Source organism: Psychrobacter urativorans (assembly GCF_001298525.1).
GTDB classification, from domain to species: domain Bacteria; phylum Pseudomonadota; class Gammaproteobacteria; order Pseudomonadales; family Moraxellaceae; genus Psychrobacter; species Psychrobacter urativorans_A.
In genome coordinates this window covers 1,292,150-1,307,537 of the sequence record NZ_CP012678.1, presented here as the reverse complement: position 1 = coordinate 1,307,537, position 15,388 = coordinate 1,292,150, and the positions used below count along the sequence as shown (strand labels likewise).

At 43.2% G+C, this 15,388-nt stretch carries 15 protein-coding genes; 9 read left to right on the top strand and 6 right to left on the bottom strand.

Annotated elements, in window-relative coordinates; genetic code table 11:
- The first annotated feature begins 71 nt into the window (after nucleotides 1-71).
- Nucleotides 72-251: a hypothetical protein gene (locus tag AOC03_RS05670; protein WP_062534120.1), complete on the top strand. Its 180-nt coding sequence runs from the start codon at nucleotides 72-74 to the stop codon at nucleotides 249-251.
- Nucleotides 252-366: 115 nt separating this feature from the next.
- Here AOC03_RS05670 and AOC03_RS05665 read toward each other — a convergent pair whose 3' ends face one another.
- Nucleotides 367-1,815, bottom strand: coding sequence for an ATP-binding protein (locus AOC03_RS05665; RefSeq protein ID WP_062534117.1), 1,449 nt, complete (start codon nucleotides 1,813-1,815; stop codon nucleotides 367-369).
- 296 nt (nucleotides 1,816-2,111) lie between these two features.
- Between AOC03_RS05665 and rpsP the strand changes: the two genes are divergently transcribed.
- The 4 genes from rpsP to rplS all read left to right on the top strand — a co-directional run bounded on the left by rpsP (nucleotide 2,112) and on the right by rplS (nucleotide 4,491).
- Nucleotides 2,112-2,381 (top strand): 30S ribosomal protein S16, encoded by a 270-nt coding sequence (rpsP, locus tag AOC03_RS05660; protein ID WP_062534115.1) that lies wholly within the window; start codon nucleotides 2,112-2,114, stop codon nucleotides 2,379-2,381.
- Nucleotides 2,382-2,560: 179 nt separating this feature from the next.
- Nucleotides 2,561-3,094 (top strand): ribosome maturation factor RimM, encoded by a 534-nt coding sequence (gene rimM / locus AOC03_RS05655; RefSeq protein ID WP_062534113.1) that lies wholly within the window; start codon nucleotides 2,561-2,563, stop codon nucleotides 3,092-3,094.
- 36 nt (nucleotides 3,095-3,130) lie between these two features.
- On the top strand, nucleotides 3,131-3,895 hold the full coding sequence (trmD, locus tag AOC03_RS05650) for a tRNA (guanosine(37)-N1)-methyltransferase TrmD (RefSeq protein ID WP_062534111.1): 765 nt from the start codon (nucleotides 3,131-3,133) through the stop codon (nucleotides 3,893-3,895).
- Nucleotides 3,896-4,098: 203 nt separating this feature from the next.
- A complete protein-coding gene (gene rplS / locus AOC03_RS05645) occupies nucleotides 4,099-4,491 on the top strand; it encodes a 50S ribosomal protein L19 (protein WP_062534109.1) in 393 nt (130 codons plus the stop codon).
- 249 nt (nucleotides 4,492-4,740) lie between these two features.
- On the opposite strand, the gene AOC03_RS05640 is transcribed toward rplS, so the two are convergent.
- The gene (locus tag AOC03_RS05640) at nucleotides 4,741-5,298 is read right to left on the bottom strand and encodes a DUF4442 domain-containing protein (protein WP_084785780.1); all 558 of its coding nucleotides are present in this window, start codon (nucleotides 5,296-5,298) and stop codon (nucleotides 4,741-4,743) included.
- 732 nt (nucleotides 5,299-6,030) lie between these two features.
- On the opposite strand from AOC03_RS05640, the gene AOC03_RS05635 reads away from it, so the two are divergent.
- Nucleotides 6,031-7,554, top strand: coding sequence for a DUF3360 family protein (locus AOC03_RS05635; protein WP_062534107.1), 1,524 nt, complete (start codon nucleotides 6,031-6,033; stop codon nucleotides 7,552-7,554).
- Between the two features lie 126 nt (nucleotides 7,555-7,680).
- Nucleotides 7,681-9,534, top strand: coding sequence for an excinuclease ABC subunit UvrC (gene uvrC, locus AOC03_RS05630; RefSeq protein ID WP_062534105.1), 1,854 nt, complete (start codon nucleotides 7,681-7,683; stop codon nucleotides 9,532-9,534).
- A gap of 82 nt (nucleotides 9,535-9,616) precedes the next feature.
- Here uvrC and AOC03_RS05625 read toward each other — a convergent pair whose 3' ends face one another.
- From AOC03_RS05625 to lgt, 3 genes are all read right to left on the bottom strand, one after another.
- On the bottom strand, nucleotides 9,617-10,177 hold the full coding sequence (locus tag AOC03_RS05625) for a dihydrofolate reductase (RefSeq protein ID WP_062534101.1): 561 nt from the start codon (nucleotides 10,175-10,177) through the stop codon (nucleotides 9,617-9,619).
- 45 nt (nucleotides 10,178-10,222) lie between these two features.
- Nucleotides 10,223-11,083, bottom strand: a complete 861-nt coding sequence (locus AOC03_RS05620; RefSeq protein WP_062534100.1) for a thymidylate synthase — start codon at nucleotides 11,081-11,083, stop codon at nucleotides 10,223-10,225.
- Between the two features lie 62 nt (nucleotides 11,084-11,145).
- Nucleotides 11,146-12,030, bottom strand: coding sequence for a prolipoprotein diacylglyceryl transferase (lgt, locus tag AOC03_RS05615; protein ID WP_062534097.1), 885 nt, complete (start codon nucleotides 12,028-12,030; stop codon nucleotides 11,146-11,148).
- A 226-nt stretch (nucleotides 12,031-12,256) separates the two neighbouring features.
- Here lgt and AOC03_RS05610 point away from each other — a divergent pair, with 226 nt between their 5' ends.
- Both AOC03_RS05610 and AOC03_RS05605 read left to right on the top strand, forming a co-directional pair.
- On the top strand, nucleotides 12,257-13,081 hold the full coding sequence (locus AOC03_RS05610; protein WP_062534094.1) for an NRDE family protein: 825 nt from the start codon (nucleotides 12,257-12,259) through the stop codon (nucleotides 13,079-13,081).
- 210 nt (nucleotides 13,082-13,291) lie between these two features.
- Nucleotides 13,292-14,386 (top strand): NAD(P)-dependent alcohol dehydrogenase, encoded by a 1,095-nt coding sequence (locus AOC03_RS05605; RefSeq protein WP_062534092.1) that lies wholly within the window; start codon nucleotides 13,292-13,294, stop codon nucleotides 14,384-14,386.
- Nucleotides 14,387-14,536: 150 nt separating this feature from the next.
- On the opposite strand, the gene AOC03_RS05600 is transcribed toward AOC03_RS05605, so the two are convergent.
- On the bottom strand, nucleotides 14,537-15,058 hold the full coding sequence (locus AOC03_RS05600) for an RNA pyrophosphohydrolase (RefSeq protein WP_062534090.1): 522 nt from the start codon (nucleotides 15,056-15,058) through the stop codon (nucleotides 14,537-14,539).
- Nucleotides 15,059-15,388 lie beyond the last annotated feature (330 nt).

The following is a 15,388-nucleotide window of genomic DNA, read 5'->3' as shown; positions in this document are numbered from 1 at the left end:
TAGGACATCCTGATAAGCGTTAAGCGCGTATGTTAACATTCATATCATTTCAAAAAATAGGAAGGTAGAGCATGCCATATTTATTTGGCGGATTAGTGATATTAAATGCCCTCACGCTGGGCTATTATCTTTTCGTTCAGCAGCCGACAGCGACTCATAGTGTAAAAATGGCACAAGCCGAGTTGATTGAGCCGTTAGCTTTTACCAATAGCGCTGTCCACATTCCACCGCTAATCGGTAGCAAAGATTAAGAGTGCTTATTTGCAATTTTAATCTTAATAGGCAGATCGCTAACCCCTTATTCTTTTATCCACCGTATCGCAGTTTTGTCTTTTATTCTATGGTATGAGTGGGCGCTTGTAATGACTAAACATCAATGTCTTCTGTGCTTGCTATGCGTTCTAGGTCTTCACCCTCAACTTTAGAGATTAAGGGAATGCGTACACAGACCTGCAAGCCGCCATCAGGATGATTAATGGCCTCAACGGTACCATGATGTAATCGCGCAATACGGTTCACAATTGCCAAACCAAGTCCACTACCTTGGGTGGTGCGTGCGGTTTCGCCACGCTCAAAGGGCTGCATAATACGCTCTAATTGATCTTCTGCTACACCGTCACCACAATCGCGCACACAGATTATCAGCTGCTCTTGGGCCTCTTTATTGACCGCATTTTCACTAACGATATTATCTTCTGCAATAGCCGTTTCTACGACTGTTGGCACTATGGTGGTAGACAGATAAATCGGTGGTTTTCCATAACGATTGGCATTGTTCACCAGATTGATAATTAAGCGTTTAATCGAGAGCGGACGTACGGGTACAGCCTTATGACATTCTGACTGATAAACAAACTTCATTGGCGCAAATTGCACCATAATTTCATTAAAAATTACCTCTAAATTGGTCAAGCTCACCGGTTCATCAGAGCCATCTTTCATAAATGAGATAAACTGCTCCAAGATGGCATCCATATCCTCGATATCATAGATCAACCCTTCGCGAAAAAAATCGTCCGGTAGCATCTCTGCGGTTAGGCGCATACGGGTAAGCGGTGTGCGCAAATCATGTGAAATGCCCGCTAGCATGATAGTTCGTTCTTTTTGCGCTTGATTAAGCGTGGTAAACATTTGATTAAACGCCATATTTACCTGACGTATCTCAGTAGGACCCTTGTGCGTAGGTAAAGTCGTTGCATGACCAAGACGAATATAATTATTAGCGGCACGTTGTAAATGGCGTAACGGACGGTTGAGCTGTTGCGCAAGTAAAATAATGGTCAGCAGCGTCAATATCGGCAGCCCAAATAAAAATAATATTAATAAGGTTGGACTATATTGTGAATAATAAACCACCGACTCACGAATCCAAAAACTACTGTCGCGGCTATCTTGTACCCACAGCTGCGGGGTAGGCTTAAATTTAAAATAAACTTTAACTGGACGACCCAGTTGTGCGCTAATTTCACGCTGTAAGACATCCGTAAAAATTCCCACAAAAGCCTTGTCCTCAACCTCTGGAAACTCATTGGGATTGTCGATTACGGTCACATGTGAATGCTGATAGACCCACTGGCGTATTTCAGGATTGTTCCGCCAGTCTCTTTTTACACTACTGGTCAGCTGTAGCTCACTAGTCAAATAACGCGCATGCGTTTTTAATTCTGGCAAATAGAAACTACGCCAAAAAAACCAAATCGTTATTCCTACACTGATGATAACAATAAATGCGACCATTAAAGTCGTCAGCCAGCTATTAGAATAAGACAGTGTAGACCCGCTATTACGGCGCGTGGGTAAGGGTGGTGTCGTCATTAGTATGATTTACTCTTACAGGTATGCCATAAAGTATAGTGTAATCGCTCTCAATGCGCTATGGGTGCACGCTTGGTATTCGTGTTATCAGTATGTTTTATCAGCATTACGGTAGGAGAGATTTTGACCACAATTTTACTAAATACAGCGTAATAATTATTGACCTTATTTTTCACTTAATCTTCTTTAAGCCCTTGTTATAAAATAATTAAATAAACATGTTTTATATTTTCAATAAAATAAAACTATGGTATAATTATGCCCTTTTTGGTATACCTGCGAAAGAGAGAATTCACATGGTTGTTATTCGTTTAGCACGGGGCGGTGCCAAGAAACGCCCGTTTTATCAAGTTGTTGTTGCTGATCAACGCCGCGCGCGTGATGGTCGCTACATCGAAAACATTGGCTTTTTTAACCCGCTCGCTAAAGAGTCAGAAGAAGCAGTACGCTTAAACATGGAAGCGTATCATGCGTGGATTGCTAAAGGTGCACAACCTTCAGACCGCGTTGCTTCATTAGTAAGAGCTTACAACAAGGCTGCAACTACTACTGAAGCGACTGCTTAAGTTTTAAGCAGTCACTTTTAGTTGTTAAGTACTGATAGCGCGTTCGCCGCGTTCATTAGTCGGCTTTAGAACACATAGCGTAGCTGGTCTGACCGGTATACGCGATTAACTGTTTGTCGCTGTTGGTTTGTTTTAACCATCCTTTATTATTTACTGCTATTTATATCAGGTTAGCCGTTATGTCCTCTGTTCCAGACGCCAATACCCTTATGAAAATTGGTCAGCTTAAGAAGCCTTATGGCATTAAAGGCTGGCTGTGGGTATTTAGCGATACAGATGAACATGCGGAAATATTTGATATTAAACAGTGGTGGATGAAAACAGCTAGCGGTATGAAACCACTAACCGTTAAAGCATGGCGTGAGCAAGGTACAGGACTGGTCGCTCAGTTTGAGCAAGTTCCAGACCGTAATGTTGCTGAAACCATGAACGGTGTGACGATTTGGGTCGCAAAAGATGTGTTGCCAGAACCAAACGAAGACGAATATTATTGGTCGGATTTGGTTGGTATGCGGGTCATGAATGAACAAGACGAGTATCTGGGTGATATCACTGAGATGTTTGCAACGGGTGCTCATGATATTATGCGTGTGGCATCAACGGCAGACAGTTTAGATGGTGAAGAGCGTTTGATACCGTGGCATAAGCAAACGGTGGTGACAGTCGATATGGCTGCCAAAACCGTACTTGTAGCATGGCAGAGCGACTATTAACGAGTCGTTCTTAAGACGCCTTAATGTGGGATCCAGATGTATTTTGCCGTGATTAGTATTTTCCCTGAGATGTTTGCAACGATTCGTGATTTTGGTATTACGGGGCGTGCAATCACTCAAGAACAAGTCACCATTGAATGCCTTAATCCACGTGATTATACCACTGACAATTATCGCCGTATTGATGAACGTCCATATGGCGGTGGTCCTGGCATGGTGATGATGGCTGAGCCATTATCTAAAGCCATTGACGATGCACGCTTGCGGGCAAGTCAACACGGTTGCCGTATGGATGCAGCGCACTGTCCGGTGATTTATATGTCACCGCAAGGGCAGACGCTGAGTGAGAATAGCGTGGTTAGCATGGCTGACTATGATGGCATGATTATATTATGTGGTCGTTACGAAGGCATTGATGAGCGCTTATTAGCACAATATGTCGATATGGAAGTGTCACTGGGTGATTACGTACTGACCGGTGGTGAGCTGCCAGCGATGGTGCTGATGGATAGTGTGATACGTCGTCTGCCCGATATCATGGGTGATGATAAGTCAGCAGAGCAAGACTCGTTTGTCGATGGTTTGCTGGACTGCCCACACTATACGAAGCCGCATGAGTTTGCGGGTATGGCAGTGCCTGAAGTACTGCTATCAGGTCACCATGCCAATATTGCCGAGTGGCGCTTTAGTCAACAAGTTGAGCGCACGCAAACACGGCGTCCTGACTTATGGCAAGCGTTCAGCCCCAGTGTACAGCAAGCTAAGTGGCTAAAAGCGTTGGCTAAAGCCACTAAAAAATAGCTTGCATAGTTTGATAAACAGTTAATAAGTAAAATTTTGAGCAATACTAAACAGGTCATATCATAATGGCCGTTTGCAACCCCATTTACGTTGTGTTTGTTATAGATAGATTAATACAAGATATCAATAATAGACATGATTACTTATTACAAACAGGTGATATGCGCGAAGCCTCTATTATCTAATGTGAGGAGATAACTCTCATGAGCAACAAGCATCTATTGGTTCAAGCCGTTGAAAACGCTCAAATTATTGAACGTCCAAGCTTTGGTCCTGGCGACACTGTCGTCGTTCAAGTAAAAGTACGTGAAGGCGAACGTGAGCGTTTACAGGCTTTTGAAGGCATTGTTATTGCTAAACGTAACCGCGGTTTAAACTCAGCGTTTACGGTTCGTAAAATTTCAAGTGGTGTTGGTGTTGAACGTGCATTCCAATTGCATTCACCCATCATTGAGAGCATTGAAGTGAAACGCCGTGGCGCAGTTCGCCGTGCGAAACTATACTACTTACGTGAGCGCTCTGGTAAATCAGCACGTATCCGCGAGAAGCTTGCTCCGCGTGCACCTAAAGTTGTTAAGCCAAAAGCTGACGCTTAGATTTTATCCAGTATCTGGTTTTAAGCATTGCGCTTAATATTACTTTATTGCTGAGCCCATATTATGCGTTTCGGCAATAAAGAAAAATCAGATACAAGCCCTTATTCATAGGTTTATCATATAAATAAGCGGGTAGTACCAAAAAAGACAAAACCCCAATCTGTGCTGATGCCAGATTGGGGTTTTTGTATGTGTAGAGTTTAGATTTTAATCGTTTAATCGTTTAATCGTTTAATCATTTAATTTTTTCTATGCTTCCATAATATCAATACGGCTGCTCTGCTCTTTAGATTTACTGTACTTACGCAGGCGTATATAGATAGTCTTGGTGACGGTCGCGATAACTTTTTGCTGCTCATCAACGATATCGGTGGTGTATTCACGAAAGACCGGTTCACCTTCTTTTGCAAGCTCTTGAATCGTTGCAATTTCGGTACTGGGAATTTTCATACGAGTCGTCACTTTACTATTACCGGGAGCGATAAACTCAATATGCGAACTTTTGTCCCATACAACGTAGGTACTGCCTAATTGGTGCATGAGCATCAACATATAAAAAGGGTCGACCATTGAGTATAAGCTGCCACCGAACTGCGTGCCCACAATATTCTTATTAAGCGCGTTAAGACCCATACTGACCACACACAACCCTTGATCTAAATCAACGTGTTCAACTTTAATGCCGGCACCAACGTAAGGTGCATAGGTGTTGATACGCAGCTTGAGTAGATGAGGGGTGAGTAGGGGCATGATGCTTTTTTTGGTTTTACGTCTTAGCGTCTCTAAATTTTTCGGTAACAGACTCATGTTTTATCCTTTAGTCTTTTGATGATCATGCCAGTGGTATCCGCTTGATGCATTGGACAAGTATCTAGTGTCATAGTAAATAGTGATGACAGCGTTATTGGCGCAAATGAACGACGTTGCCTCTGACCGTTACGATTACCTAATGGCTGAGCAAAAGATTGCTATCATAATTAAAAATAGCAGATAGCACCAGTCTTAAAGCGTAACCAAAAATCTTGCTTACTCGTTCAGTTTGGACGTATTAAATAACTATTAATACGTTGCTGTCCATGTGTTGCTATCCATACGTCACTATCTTGTTAATCAACTGCTCTTTAATAACACACTCCTTCATAACACACACATTCAATATTCATCATTCATTAATAGCGCCGCCGCAAAAATGGCTAGCGTTATGCTTCGCCATACTTGTTATCGCCAAATATCTTGACCTATAAACATCATCAATTGGCATATTGCCGTCATACGATTGAGCATCTAAACGTCTAAATATTGATATTACTATTAAGCTAAAAAGCGGTTTAATTGGCTAAAAAGGAGTAAAAGCATTTAAACTAAGATATTGATACATAAAGTATCTTTTTAAGCGAAAAACTCGCAATTAAAGTATGGTTAGCATACAATAACTGCCAATTTATGTCTTTTGGCTTATTTTTTGTACGATTATAAGATCAAACGGAAATAAGGCATCACACAAAGCAATGAAAACCTCAGTCGACATAGGGAGATGTGATGAGTAACCCGCAAAGAGCCGCTTTAGAGGCGAATCCGCCGTTAGATTTATCCGATGACGACCATGAGTTGCAAGGCAGCTATGCTGAGTTGCATGAGCCAAGCGCCAGTTTTAAAAACCGCGATGCCTATCTTAAACATGAATTACAAATCATGCAGCCTAAGCGTTGGCGTGCCAATTTGCCATTTCGTGATTATCGTTTTGAGTATGAAGATACTATTCCAGCGATGGCGGCGACCATTGGTAAAGTCGTGATGGTGGGTGCTATTGCCGCAACCTTTGCAGGACCACTCGGCTTAGGAGAGGCGTTTGTATTAGAGAATGTCCGCTATGAGCTGTTAATTGTATCTTTCTTTATTGTTCTGTTTTCAGGGTTTTTGCTGCCGACAGCTAACCTTGCTGGGACACATGGTCCATTGATTCCGCTGATTCCTATCGTAGTAGCGGCAGGTGGTCACCCGATGGCATTTGGTTTGCTGATTGGTGCTTTTGGTCTCTTGCTGGCGATTAGTAAAGGGGGAAGTTTACTGGCAAATCTCACCAGTAAGGGTGTTTGTGGTGGTTTGCTGCTGTATTTGGGCTTTATCGGTACGACGTCACAGGTGAAGAGCTTATTTACATGGGCAGAAGGCATTGGTATGTCGTATATTGCCTTTGTGGTGATTTTACTCACGATTGTGCTCTACGCTGTACTAGAGAATTTTAATAAGCGTTGGCTTGCGGTGCCGCTGAGCTGTTTGTTAGGCGGTGGGGTTGCATTTGCTTTAGGTGCGCCCTTTGCCTTTAAAACAGCACCCGGTTTACCACATATGAGCCCGATGTATTGGTGGGGCGAAAATACGGGCTGGATGCTGGGTCTACCAACGGTTGAAAGCTTTATTGTGGTGTTACCGTTTGCCATTTTGGCGGTGGCTATGTGGTCACCCGACTTCTTGGGACATCAGGTTTTTCAAAAAATTAGCTATCCAAAACGTACGGAAAAGGTGCTGATGGATATTGATGATACGATGGTCAGCGCCTCATTTCGCCAAGTTGCGGGCTCAGTACTTGGTGGTGCAAATTTTGCGTCGTCTTGGGGTACGTATATCGTGCCTGCGGCAATTGCCAAGCGTCCGATTCCAGCGGGCGCATTGCTAACGGCATTGTTCTGTGTGGTTGCCGGTCTTTGGGGTTATCCGATGGATTTGGCAATTTGGGAACCGGTCATGTGTGTGGCGCTGATTGTTGGGGTTTTTATTCCGCTATTGGAAGCTGGGATGGAAATGACACGCGAAGGAAAAACCACCCAGTCGGCGGCTATTGTGGTGTTTGCATCAGCATTGGTAAACCCAGCATTTGGCTGGTCAATCACCTTACTGCTCGATAATTTAGGGTTGATTGGCTCGAAAGAGCGTAGTGCCAGCTTATCAAAAATGAGCCGCTGGATTATTCCTCTAGTGATGTTTGTCGTGTTAACGGGCGTTATGGCTGTGGTCGGAATGTTGCCGGGGATTCCCGCTTTGCTGCCGAATTTTCGTCATTAATAAAGTGTTATTAAATTGAGTAATGATAAAAAGTCAGCCACGCGCTGGCTTTTTTGTGCTTGCAATCGGGAGGAAATTGCCCCATAACTAAAGACATTCCAGAATTATTTGAGAGTATTGTCTGCCATGGTGAATGTGTCGAAGCCAAGTGCTATTACTGATAAAGAAGATAAGCAAGCTCGCTTAAAGCACCTTATCCAGCGTCTACCGAATTTGCCGGGTGTCTATAAAATGCTCGGTAAAAATGGTGATATTCTCTATGTTGGTAAGGCAAAATCACTGAAAAGCCGTGTGAACAGCTACTTTGCCAAGACCATTGACCATCCAAAAACACGGGCGCTAGTGGCGCGGATTCATAATATTGAAACCATCATTACCCGTAGTGAAACTGAAGCCTTATTGCTTGAGCAAAATCTCATTAAAGAACATCGTCCGCCTTATAACGTGTTGCTGCGTGATGATAAATCCTATCTGTATGTCTTCATTTCAGCGGACAAACCTTATCCAAGGCTGGCTTATGGGCGCGGTAAAGGCAATCATCAAAAGGGTCGCTTCTTTGGACCTTTTCCCTCTGCTCATGCGGCAAAAGAAACCTTAGTACTCATGCAAAAAATGTTTCAGATGCGCCAATGTACCAATACCTTTTTTAAACAGCGTCAACGCCCATGTTTAGAATATCAAATCAAACGCTGCCGTGCGCCTTGTGTAGGCTTTGTGACGGCAGAGGATTACGCAGAAGATGTGAATAATACCATTCGTTTTTTAAAGGGTGATTCAAGTGATATTCATAGTACGCTGATTACCAAAATGGAAGGTGCAGCGGAAGAGTTAGATTTTGAAAAGGCGGTATTTTATCGTGATCAGCTGTCTATGCTGCGTGAAGTGCAAGCCAAGCAAGCGGTGTATACGGTAGAGGGCGAAGCCGATGTGATATCTATTGCCAGCCAAGCGGGTATGACCGCAGTTAACGTCCTGACGGTTCGCGGTGGGCGAGTTTTGGGTGGCAAAAATTACTTCCCTGACGTTGATAGCAGCGAGCCGATTGCCGATAATTTATCTGCTTTTATTACTTCGTTTTATTTTCAAGTTACCGATGATTTGCCTGCTGAAATTATTCTAAGCCATCAGTTGCCCGATCAAGTAGCTATTAGCGAGGCACTGGCTACCCATTTTGGTAGTAAGGTGACCATTAAAACTAGCGTACGCGAACATCGAGCGGAGTGGCTTGATTTGGCAACGCTCAATGCAACGAACGCTCTTAAAACCAAATTGGGTGATTATTTAGAATTACATGCGCGTTTTGGGGCATTAAAAGACGTATTAGCGTCAGTGACTGAACGCACGATTGATCGTATCGAATGCTTTGATATTTCGCATACCATGGGTGAGGCGACCATTGGCAGTTGCGTGGTGTTTGATCAAGGTGGCTCACGCCGGCGGGATTATCGTCAATATGCCATTCATGATATTGTCGGTGGAGATGATTATGCGGCGATGAAACAGGTACTCACGCGCCGTTATAAAAAACAGCCGTTACCGGACTTGTTATTGATTGATGGCGGAAAAGGTCAGCTGAGTATGGCAAAAGAGGTGCTAGTAGAATTAGGTATTCTCGGCGATACCTTACTGATTGGGGTAGCAAAAGGCGAAGGGCGTAAGGCAGGTCTTGAAGTGTTGCATTTCTTAGATCACGAGCCGCTTGATTTGCCCATGGACAGTAAGGCGCTGCATTTATTGATGCATATTCGTGATGAGGCACACCGGTTTGCCATTACGGCGCATCGTAAAAAGCGCGATAAACGCCGCTCATCCTCAGTGTTAGAGGTCATTCCGGGACTTGGTGAAAAGCGCCGCCGCGACATACTCAATCATTTTGGTGGTATGCAGCAGTTACTTGGCGCATCACAACAAGAATTGGCAGGCGTGCCGGGGATTGGTAAAGTGTTGGCAAATACGATTTATAAAGTGTTGCATGAATAAGTCGTATCCCAGCATAATTTTTTGTTATTGATGATGAAAAAACCGCTACTCATTATTGATTTGCGGTTTTATTTTTAATCAGTCACTTCTGATAAGTCACAAATTTAAAATCCAGCTCACTTTTTTCATCGTGTATCTGCTCAGACTCTGCCACGACTTTAAACTCGTTTGGTAGTTCAGGATAAAATGCGTCACCATTCTCAATATCGGTATCCACATGCGTCAGCTCAATGCGGTCAGTAACGCTTAGCGCCTCGCTAAACACGCGCTCACCACCAATCACCCAAATGGTCTTTAACTGTAATTCTGCTGCCAAGTCTGCCGCTTGCTGTAGGGCAGAGGCTAAATCATGCAGCACGTGCGCATTCTTTTTTTCTATCAGCCCTTGTTGCTGCGCATAATCCAGCTGGCTGGTAATGATAAAACTAATACGCTTTGGCAGTGGTTTAGAACCCATTGATTCAAAGGTCTTGCGTCCCATGATGACAATACCTTTAATGGTATCATCACTATTTTGGGTGGTCAGTTGCTTAAAATGCTGCAAATCAGTCGGGATATGCCATGGTAAATCATTGCCTTTGCCGATACAGCGATTACGGCTAATAGCGGCAATTTGCGCCACTTCGATGCTGTTGATACTCATGGTATTACCTTTTTTTAAAATAGCTCTTAAAATATAAACGCGTTATTAGACTGCCACAGGCGCTTTAATAGCGAGGTGCGATTCGTAGCCATCCACGCTGATATCTTCATAAGTAAACGCAAAGATATCTTTAACGTTAGGATTTAATGTCAATGTGGGCAGCGTATACAGCGAGCGAGTCAGCTGTAATTCGACTTGTTCGCGGTGGTTTTGATAAATGTGGCAATCTCCGCCCGTCCAGATAAATTCACCCACTTCTAAATCGCACACCTGCGCCACCATTTGCGTTAATAATGCATAGCTGGCAATATTAAACGGTACGCCTAGGAATAAATCGGCTGAGCGTTGATACAGCTGGCAAGACAGTTTATTGTCTGCCACAAAAAACTGAAACAGCGTATGACAAGGCGGCAATGCAACTTGTTCTGCCTCGCAAGGATTCCAGCCTGACACAATTAAGCGCCGTGAATTGGGATTGATTTTGATTTGATGAATCACTTCGGTAATTTGATCGACACCATCAGCCGCATAACTGCCGTCTTCTTTTTTACTAGCGCCATAATTACGCCATTGATGCCCATAAATCGGACCCAAATCCCCTTCAGCACGATTAAAGCGTGCCGTTTGTGCTGCGGTTGCCCATTCATTCCAAATACGCACATTATGCTGCTGTAGATAGCCAACGTGAGTACTGCCACTTAAAAACCATAATAATTCGTACACAATGGATTTAAAGTGCACTTTTTTGGTGGTTAATAACGGAAAACCATCGGCTAGATTAAAGCGCAACTGCGCCCCAAAATGGCTGATTGTGCCTGTTCCGGTACGGTCGCCTTTTTCAGTGCCGTTATTCATCACGTATTGCAGCAAATCGAGATAGGCGTGTTCATTTTTGCTATTTTTCATAAAAGTGCTCTTTGATATTATTACAACGCTTTATTACTATCAGGCTTAACGAAACTGAGAATTTAATAAGCGCCTTGCTTACCCCAATCGTAGATACCGCGTTTATAGGCATAAATCAGTAAGATGAAGCCAATAATAATCATCGGTGCCGATAATAGCTGCCCTTTTGTCATCCATCCTAAAAGGATAAAACCTTGGTCAACGTCTGGCTGGCGGAAAAACTCAATGATAAAGCGGCTCAGACCATAGCCCAATAAGAAGATAGCGGTCACTGCCATTCGTGGACGTGGCTTTGAGGAATACCACCATAAAAAGATAAACAATAACAATCCTTCAGCGAAGGCTTCGTAAAGTTGTGATGGGTGACGAGGCAGTAAATATTGTCCATTTACTTCTAGCATCAAATTTTGCAGCGCCGGATTAGCTTGTAGTTGCTGCATATCAACGCCCGCGGCTTGCGGAAAATAAGTCAGCCAATTATAGCCGCCATCTGACACTCGTCCCCACAGCTCACCATTAATATAGTTGCCGATACGACCAAATAATAGACCCGTTGGCACTACGGGCACTACAAAATCAAAGACTTCAAATGGCGATTTTTTATACTTACGCGCAAAAAGCCACATACCCAGCATTACGCCAATAAATCCGCCGTGAAAGGACATACCGCCTTCCCAAACCTTTAGCAGATAAGCTGGATTTTGCAACAGCTCGCCAAATTGGTAAAACAGCACATAACCGATGCGACCGCCTAAGATAACCCCAAGCGCCCCGTAAAATATCAAATCGGATACCATATCCGTCGACCACGTATCACGCTTGGTGCTGCGATACCATGCCAGACCATAAGCCGCAGCAAAAGCTAATAAATACATCAAGCCGTACCAATGTACCTCGACAGGTCCAAGCGCTAAGGCTACAGGGTCAAACTGGGGATGAATCATCATAAAGGCATCATAAAAGTGATTGTGGAATGGTGCTCATGATAGCAAAAATCAACCCATAGGCATACACTCGTTATGGATGCAGTTTTGTGTCACAAGTGATTTTGAGTAGTGGTTTATATAAAGTCTGAGTGATAAGAAATCAAAAATAACGCTAGAATAAAGACAGATAAATTAGTGTTAAAATCTTAGATTGAAATTTTGGAAAGTCTGAAATCTAAGGAGTTTTATGTGTATTGTCGCCATCGCTTGGCAATTGTTTGATGAGTTGCCATTAATACTATTGTCTAACCGCGATGAGTTTTTGCAGCGTCCGACTGAACCTCTGCATCAGTGGACGGACAAGCCTATTTTTGCGGGAAGAGATGAGCAGAGCGGAGGTACATGGCTCGGTATTCATCAAGAAATCCAACCGTACCACCATCAAAACGGACGCTGGGTAGCCGTGTTAAATTTTCGTGATGGCGCACAGGCAAGTGATAATGAGCGTTCACGTGGTGAGTTAGTGACTGACTTTTTAACCAGTCATTTAAGTCCGATGGCATTTGCCCACCAAATTAATCTGCTCGATTATGGAGGTTTTAACCTTATTATTGGTGATACACAGCAAGCGGTCATTGTTAATAATCGTGGTCATGCGCCAACGCCACTTTATGCAGGGTTGCATGTATTTTCTAATGGTCAGCCAGAAGACAGCTGGTTTAAAACTGAACGACTGCGCAGCCGTTTGCGCCAAGAAGTCCTGCCATTAATAAGCGAAAATAGTGCTTTTGAGTATTGGCAAGATGCCGCCTTTGCAGCTTTGTCAGACACTACCAAAGCGCCCATAGATAAATTGCCCAAAACAGGATTGGACATTGCCATTGAACAAGCATTGTCTTCTATTTATATTGAGCCGATAGCTTTATCGAATATTGAGACGACCATGCCAACTTATGGCACACGCACTCAAAGTATTTTGACTGTAAGTTATGATTCGAAGTCCATTAATTTGTCAGAAAAATATCATTTGCAATTAAACAGTCGAGAGTATCAGCATACACAGCATGAATAGATAACAAGTTTATTTCATTTTAAGTCGTTAATTTTGATTGGATAATCAACCTCTACCATTCACATTAGATTAATATAAAATCCCTAAAATAAGTGTGGTTTTACTTTGAATTGCTATTCTTATGTCATACACTCAATGAGTAGGGCATCAAAACCTACGATTAATATCTAATGCGATTTAAGTTAATGCTGATCATACAAGGATTGTGACATGAACATGATGAAATCACTGATATTTATTGAGCCGGGTAAAATTGAGATTGTAGATAAAAGGATTCCGGATGTAGGACCGAATGATGCTTTACTAAAAATTACCACAACCACTATTTGTGGCACGGATATTCATATTTATAAAGGGGAATACCCTGTTGCCAAAGGATTAACGATAGGTCATGAGCCAGTAGGCATTATTGAAAAACTAGGCTCAGCGGTACAAGGCTACCAAGAAGGACAACGCGTTATCGCTGGCGCAATTTGTCCCAGCTTTAGCTCGTATGCTTGTCAAGACGGTTTCCCCTCACAAGATGGAGGCTACATTCAGCCAGACGGCACGTGCGCGTGTCATGGCTATAAAGCCACGGGCGGTTGGCGCTTTGGTAATATCATTGATGGCACGCAAGCCGAATACGTTCTAGTGCCAGATGCTCAAGCTAACCTCGCGCCTGTGCCTGATGGGCTAACCGATGAACAAGTGCTGATGTGCCCCGACATTATGTCTACTGGCTTTAAAGGGGCGGAAAATGCCAATATTAAAATCGGTGATATCGTTGCGGTATTCGCGCAAGGTCCAATTGGCTTATGTGCCACTGCCGGAGCAAGGCTCAAAGGTGCTTCGACCATTATCGCCATTGACGGTAACAATAGCCGCTTAGCCATGGCAAAAAAAATGGGCGCAGATATTACCCTTAACTTTAACGAAGTCGATGTGGTCGATGAAGTATTAAAACTCACTGGCGGTCGCGGCGTTGATAGTAGTATCGAAGCGTTGGGTTTAAAAACTACCTTTGAGCAGGCGCTGAAAGTATTAAAACCGGGTGGCACGCTATCTAGTCTTGGAGTTTATTCAGAAGATTTAACCATTCCCATGGCACACTTTGCCTCAGGTCTCGGTGACCACACGATTCGCACTGCTTTATGTCCCGGTGGTAAAGAGCGCATGCGCCGTTTAATGAATGTCATCGAAACAGGACGGGTGGATTTGTCAGAAATGGTGACCCATACTTATGCTTTAGATGACATCGTCGAAGCCTATGACTTATTTATGCATCAACGTGATGGCGTATTAAAAATCGCTATTAAACCCTAGTTATTTCTATATCGCCCCTATATCACCGACGTAAAAGTTAACCAAAAAAAAGCCTGTATCGCTTAAATACAGGCTTTTTGCATTGTAGAATAAAATCTAACAGTACAGAACTATTGAAACAGAACTATTGAAACAGAACTATTGAAAACATCAGAACTGAATTAAATGATTATTCTGTTCAGGGATAATTAGCTCTTGCTTGAGAGGCAGCTCGCGCGCCAACTCTTGCAGTGCACGCTGATATACCCCGCGTTTAAAGTGAATCACTTGTCCAATGGGATACCAATAACTGACCCATTGCCAGTGGTCAAACTCAGGTTTACCCGCATCGAAGCGGATATGTTGCGTGTTTGCCTCATCTAAGCGCAGCAAAAACCATTTCTGTTTTTGCCCAATACACAAAGGATATTGTCCATGACGCACGTAACGCTTTGGTAGACGGTAGCGTAACCAATCTTGCGTCACCGCCAATAAGTCCACGTGGCGCGGATATAGCCCGACCTCTTCCCAGAGCTCACGATACATCGCATCCATTGGCGTCTCGCCGCGGTCAATACCACCTTGGGGGAACTGCCAAGCATCGTGACCAAGACGTTTTGCCCACAGAACTTGCCCTTGTGTATTTGCCAAAATGATGCCGACATTGGCACGAAAGCCGTCTGCATCTATCATGACTCAACCTTTCCAATTATTTTAAACCGCTCATTTCAATAGAGTGTTGATACACCAGTCATAGTTATTATAGAGTGCCTGATAGTAGCGGGCGACTGTTATCGATACCTTATTAAAATAAGATTCATTGCCATTATTAAACCAAGAAAAAGACTAAATGTGTAACAGTATTTTGCTATAAAATGTTTCACAAATTTAACCTTTAATAATCAATTACTTACATTGATTTTTTAGTGGGCTAATTCACTAATAAAATTTAATAAACAAATGAGGAATGACTGACGTTATTCAGTAGGCTTGAAAAAGGTAAGATTGGGTATGACAACCAAT

Excerpts from the sequence above, each read along its gene's own strand:
- AOC03_RS05670 (WP_062534120.1), top strand. The coding sequence starts at position 72 with ATGCCATATTTATTTGGCGGATTAGTGATATTAAATGCCCTCACGCTG.
- uvrC (WP_062534105.1), top strand. The coding sequence starts at position 7,681 with ATGGTGAATGTGTCGAAGCCAAGTGCTATTACTGATAAAGAAGATAAG.
- AOC03_RS05605 (WP_062534092.1), top strand. The coding sequence starts at position 13,292 with ATGAACATGATGAAATCACTGATATTTATTGAGCCGGGTAAAATTGAG.
- AOC03_RS05620 (WP_062534100.1), bottom strand. The coding sequence starts at position 11,083 with ATGAAAAATAGCAAAAATGAACACGCCTATCTCGATTTGCTGCAATAC.
- AOC03_RS05600 (WP_062534090.1), bottom strand. The coding sequence starts at position 15,058 with ATGATAGATGCAGACGGCTTTCGTGCCAATGTCGGCATCATTTTGGCA.
- rimM (WP_062534113.1), top strand. The coding sequence starts at position 2,561 with ATGTCCTCTGTTCCAGACGCCAATACCCTTATGAAAATTGGTCAGCTT.
- rplS (WP_062534109.1), top strand. The coding sequence starts at position 4,099 with ATGAGCAACAAGCATCTATTGGTTCAAGCCGTTGAAAACGCTCAAATT.
- AOC03_RS05610 (WP_062534094.1), top strand. The coding sequence starts at position 12,257 with ATGTGTATTGTCGCCATCGCTTGGCAATTGTTTGATGAGTTGCCATTA.
- AOC03_RS05665 (WP_062534117.1), bottom strand. The coding sequence starts at position 1,815 with ATGACGACACCACCCTTACCCACGCGCCGTAATAGCGGGTCTACACTG.
- AOC03_RS05625 (WP_062534101.1), bottom strand. The coding sequence starts at position 10,177 with ATGAGTATCAACAGCATCGAAGTGGCGCAAATTGCCGCTATTAGCCGT.
- AOC03_RS05635 (WP_062534107.1), top strand. The coding sequence starts at position 6,031 with ATGAGTAACCCGCAAAGAGCCGCTTTAGAGGCGAATCCGCCGTTAGAT.
- rpsP (WP_062534115.1), top strand. The coding sequence starts at position 2,112 with ATGGTTGTTATTCGTTTAGCACGGGGCGGTGCCAAGAAACGCCCGTTT.
- AOC03_RS05640 (WP_084785780.1), bottom strand. The coding sequence starts at position 5,298 with ATGAGTCTGTTACCGAAAAATTTAGAGACGCTAAGACGTAAAACCAAA.
- trmD (WP_062534111.1), top strand. The coding sequence starts at position 3,131 with ATGTATTTTGCCGTGATTAGTATTTTCCCTGAGATGTTTGCAACGATT.
- lgt (WP_062534097.1), bottom strand. The coding sequence starts at position 12,030 with ATGATGATTCATCCCCAGTTTGACCCTGTAGCCTTAGCGCTTGGACCT.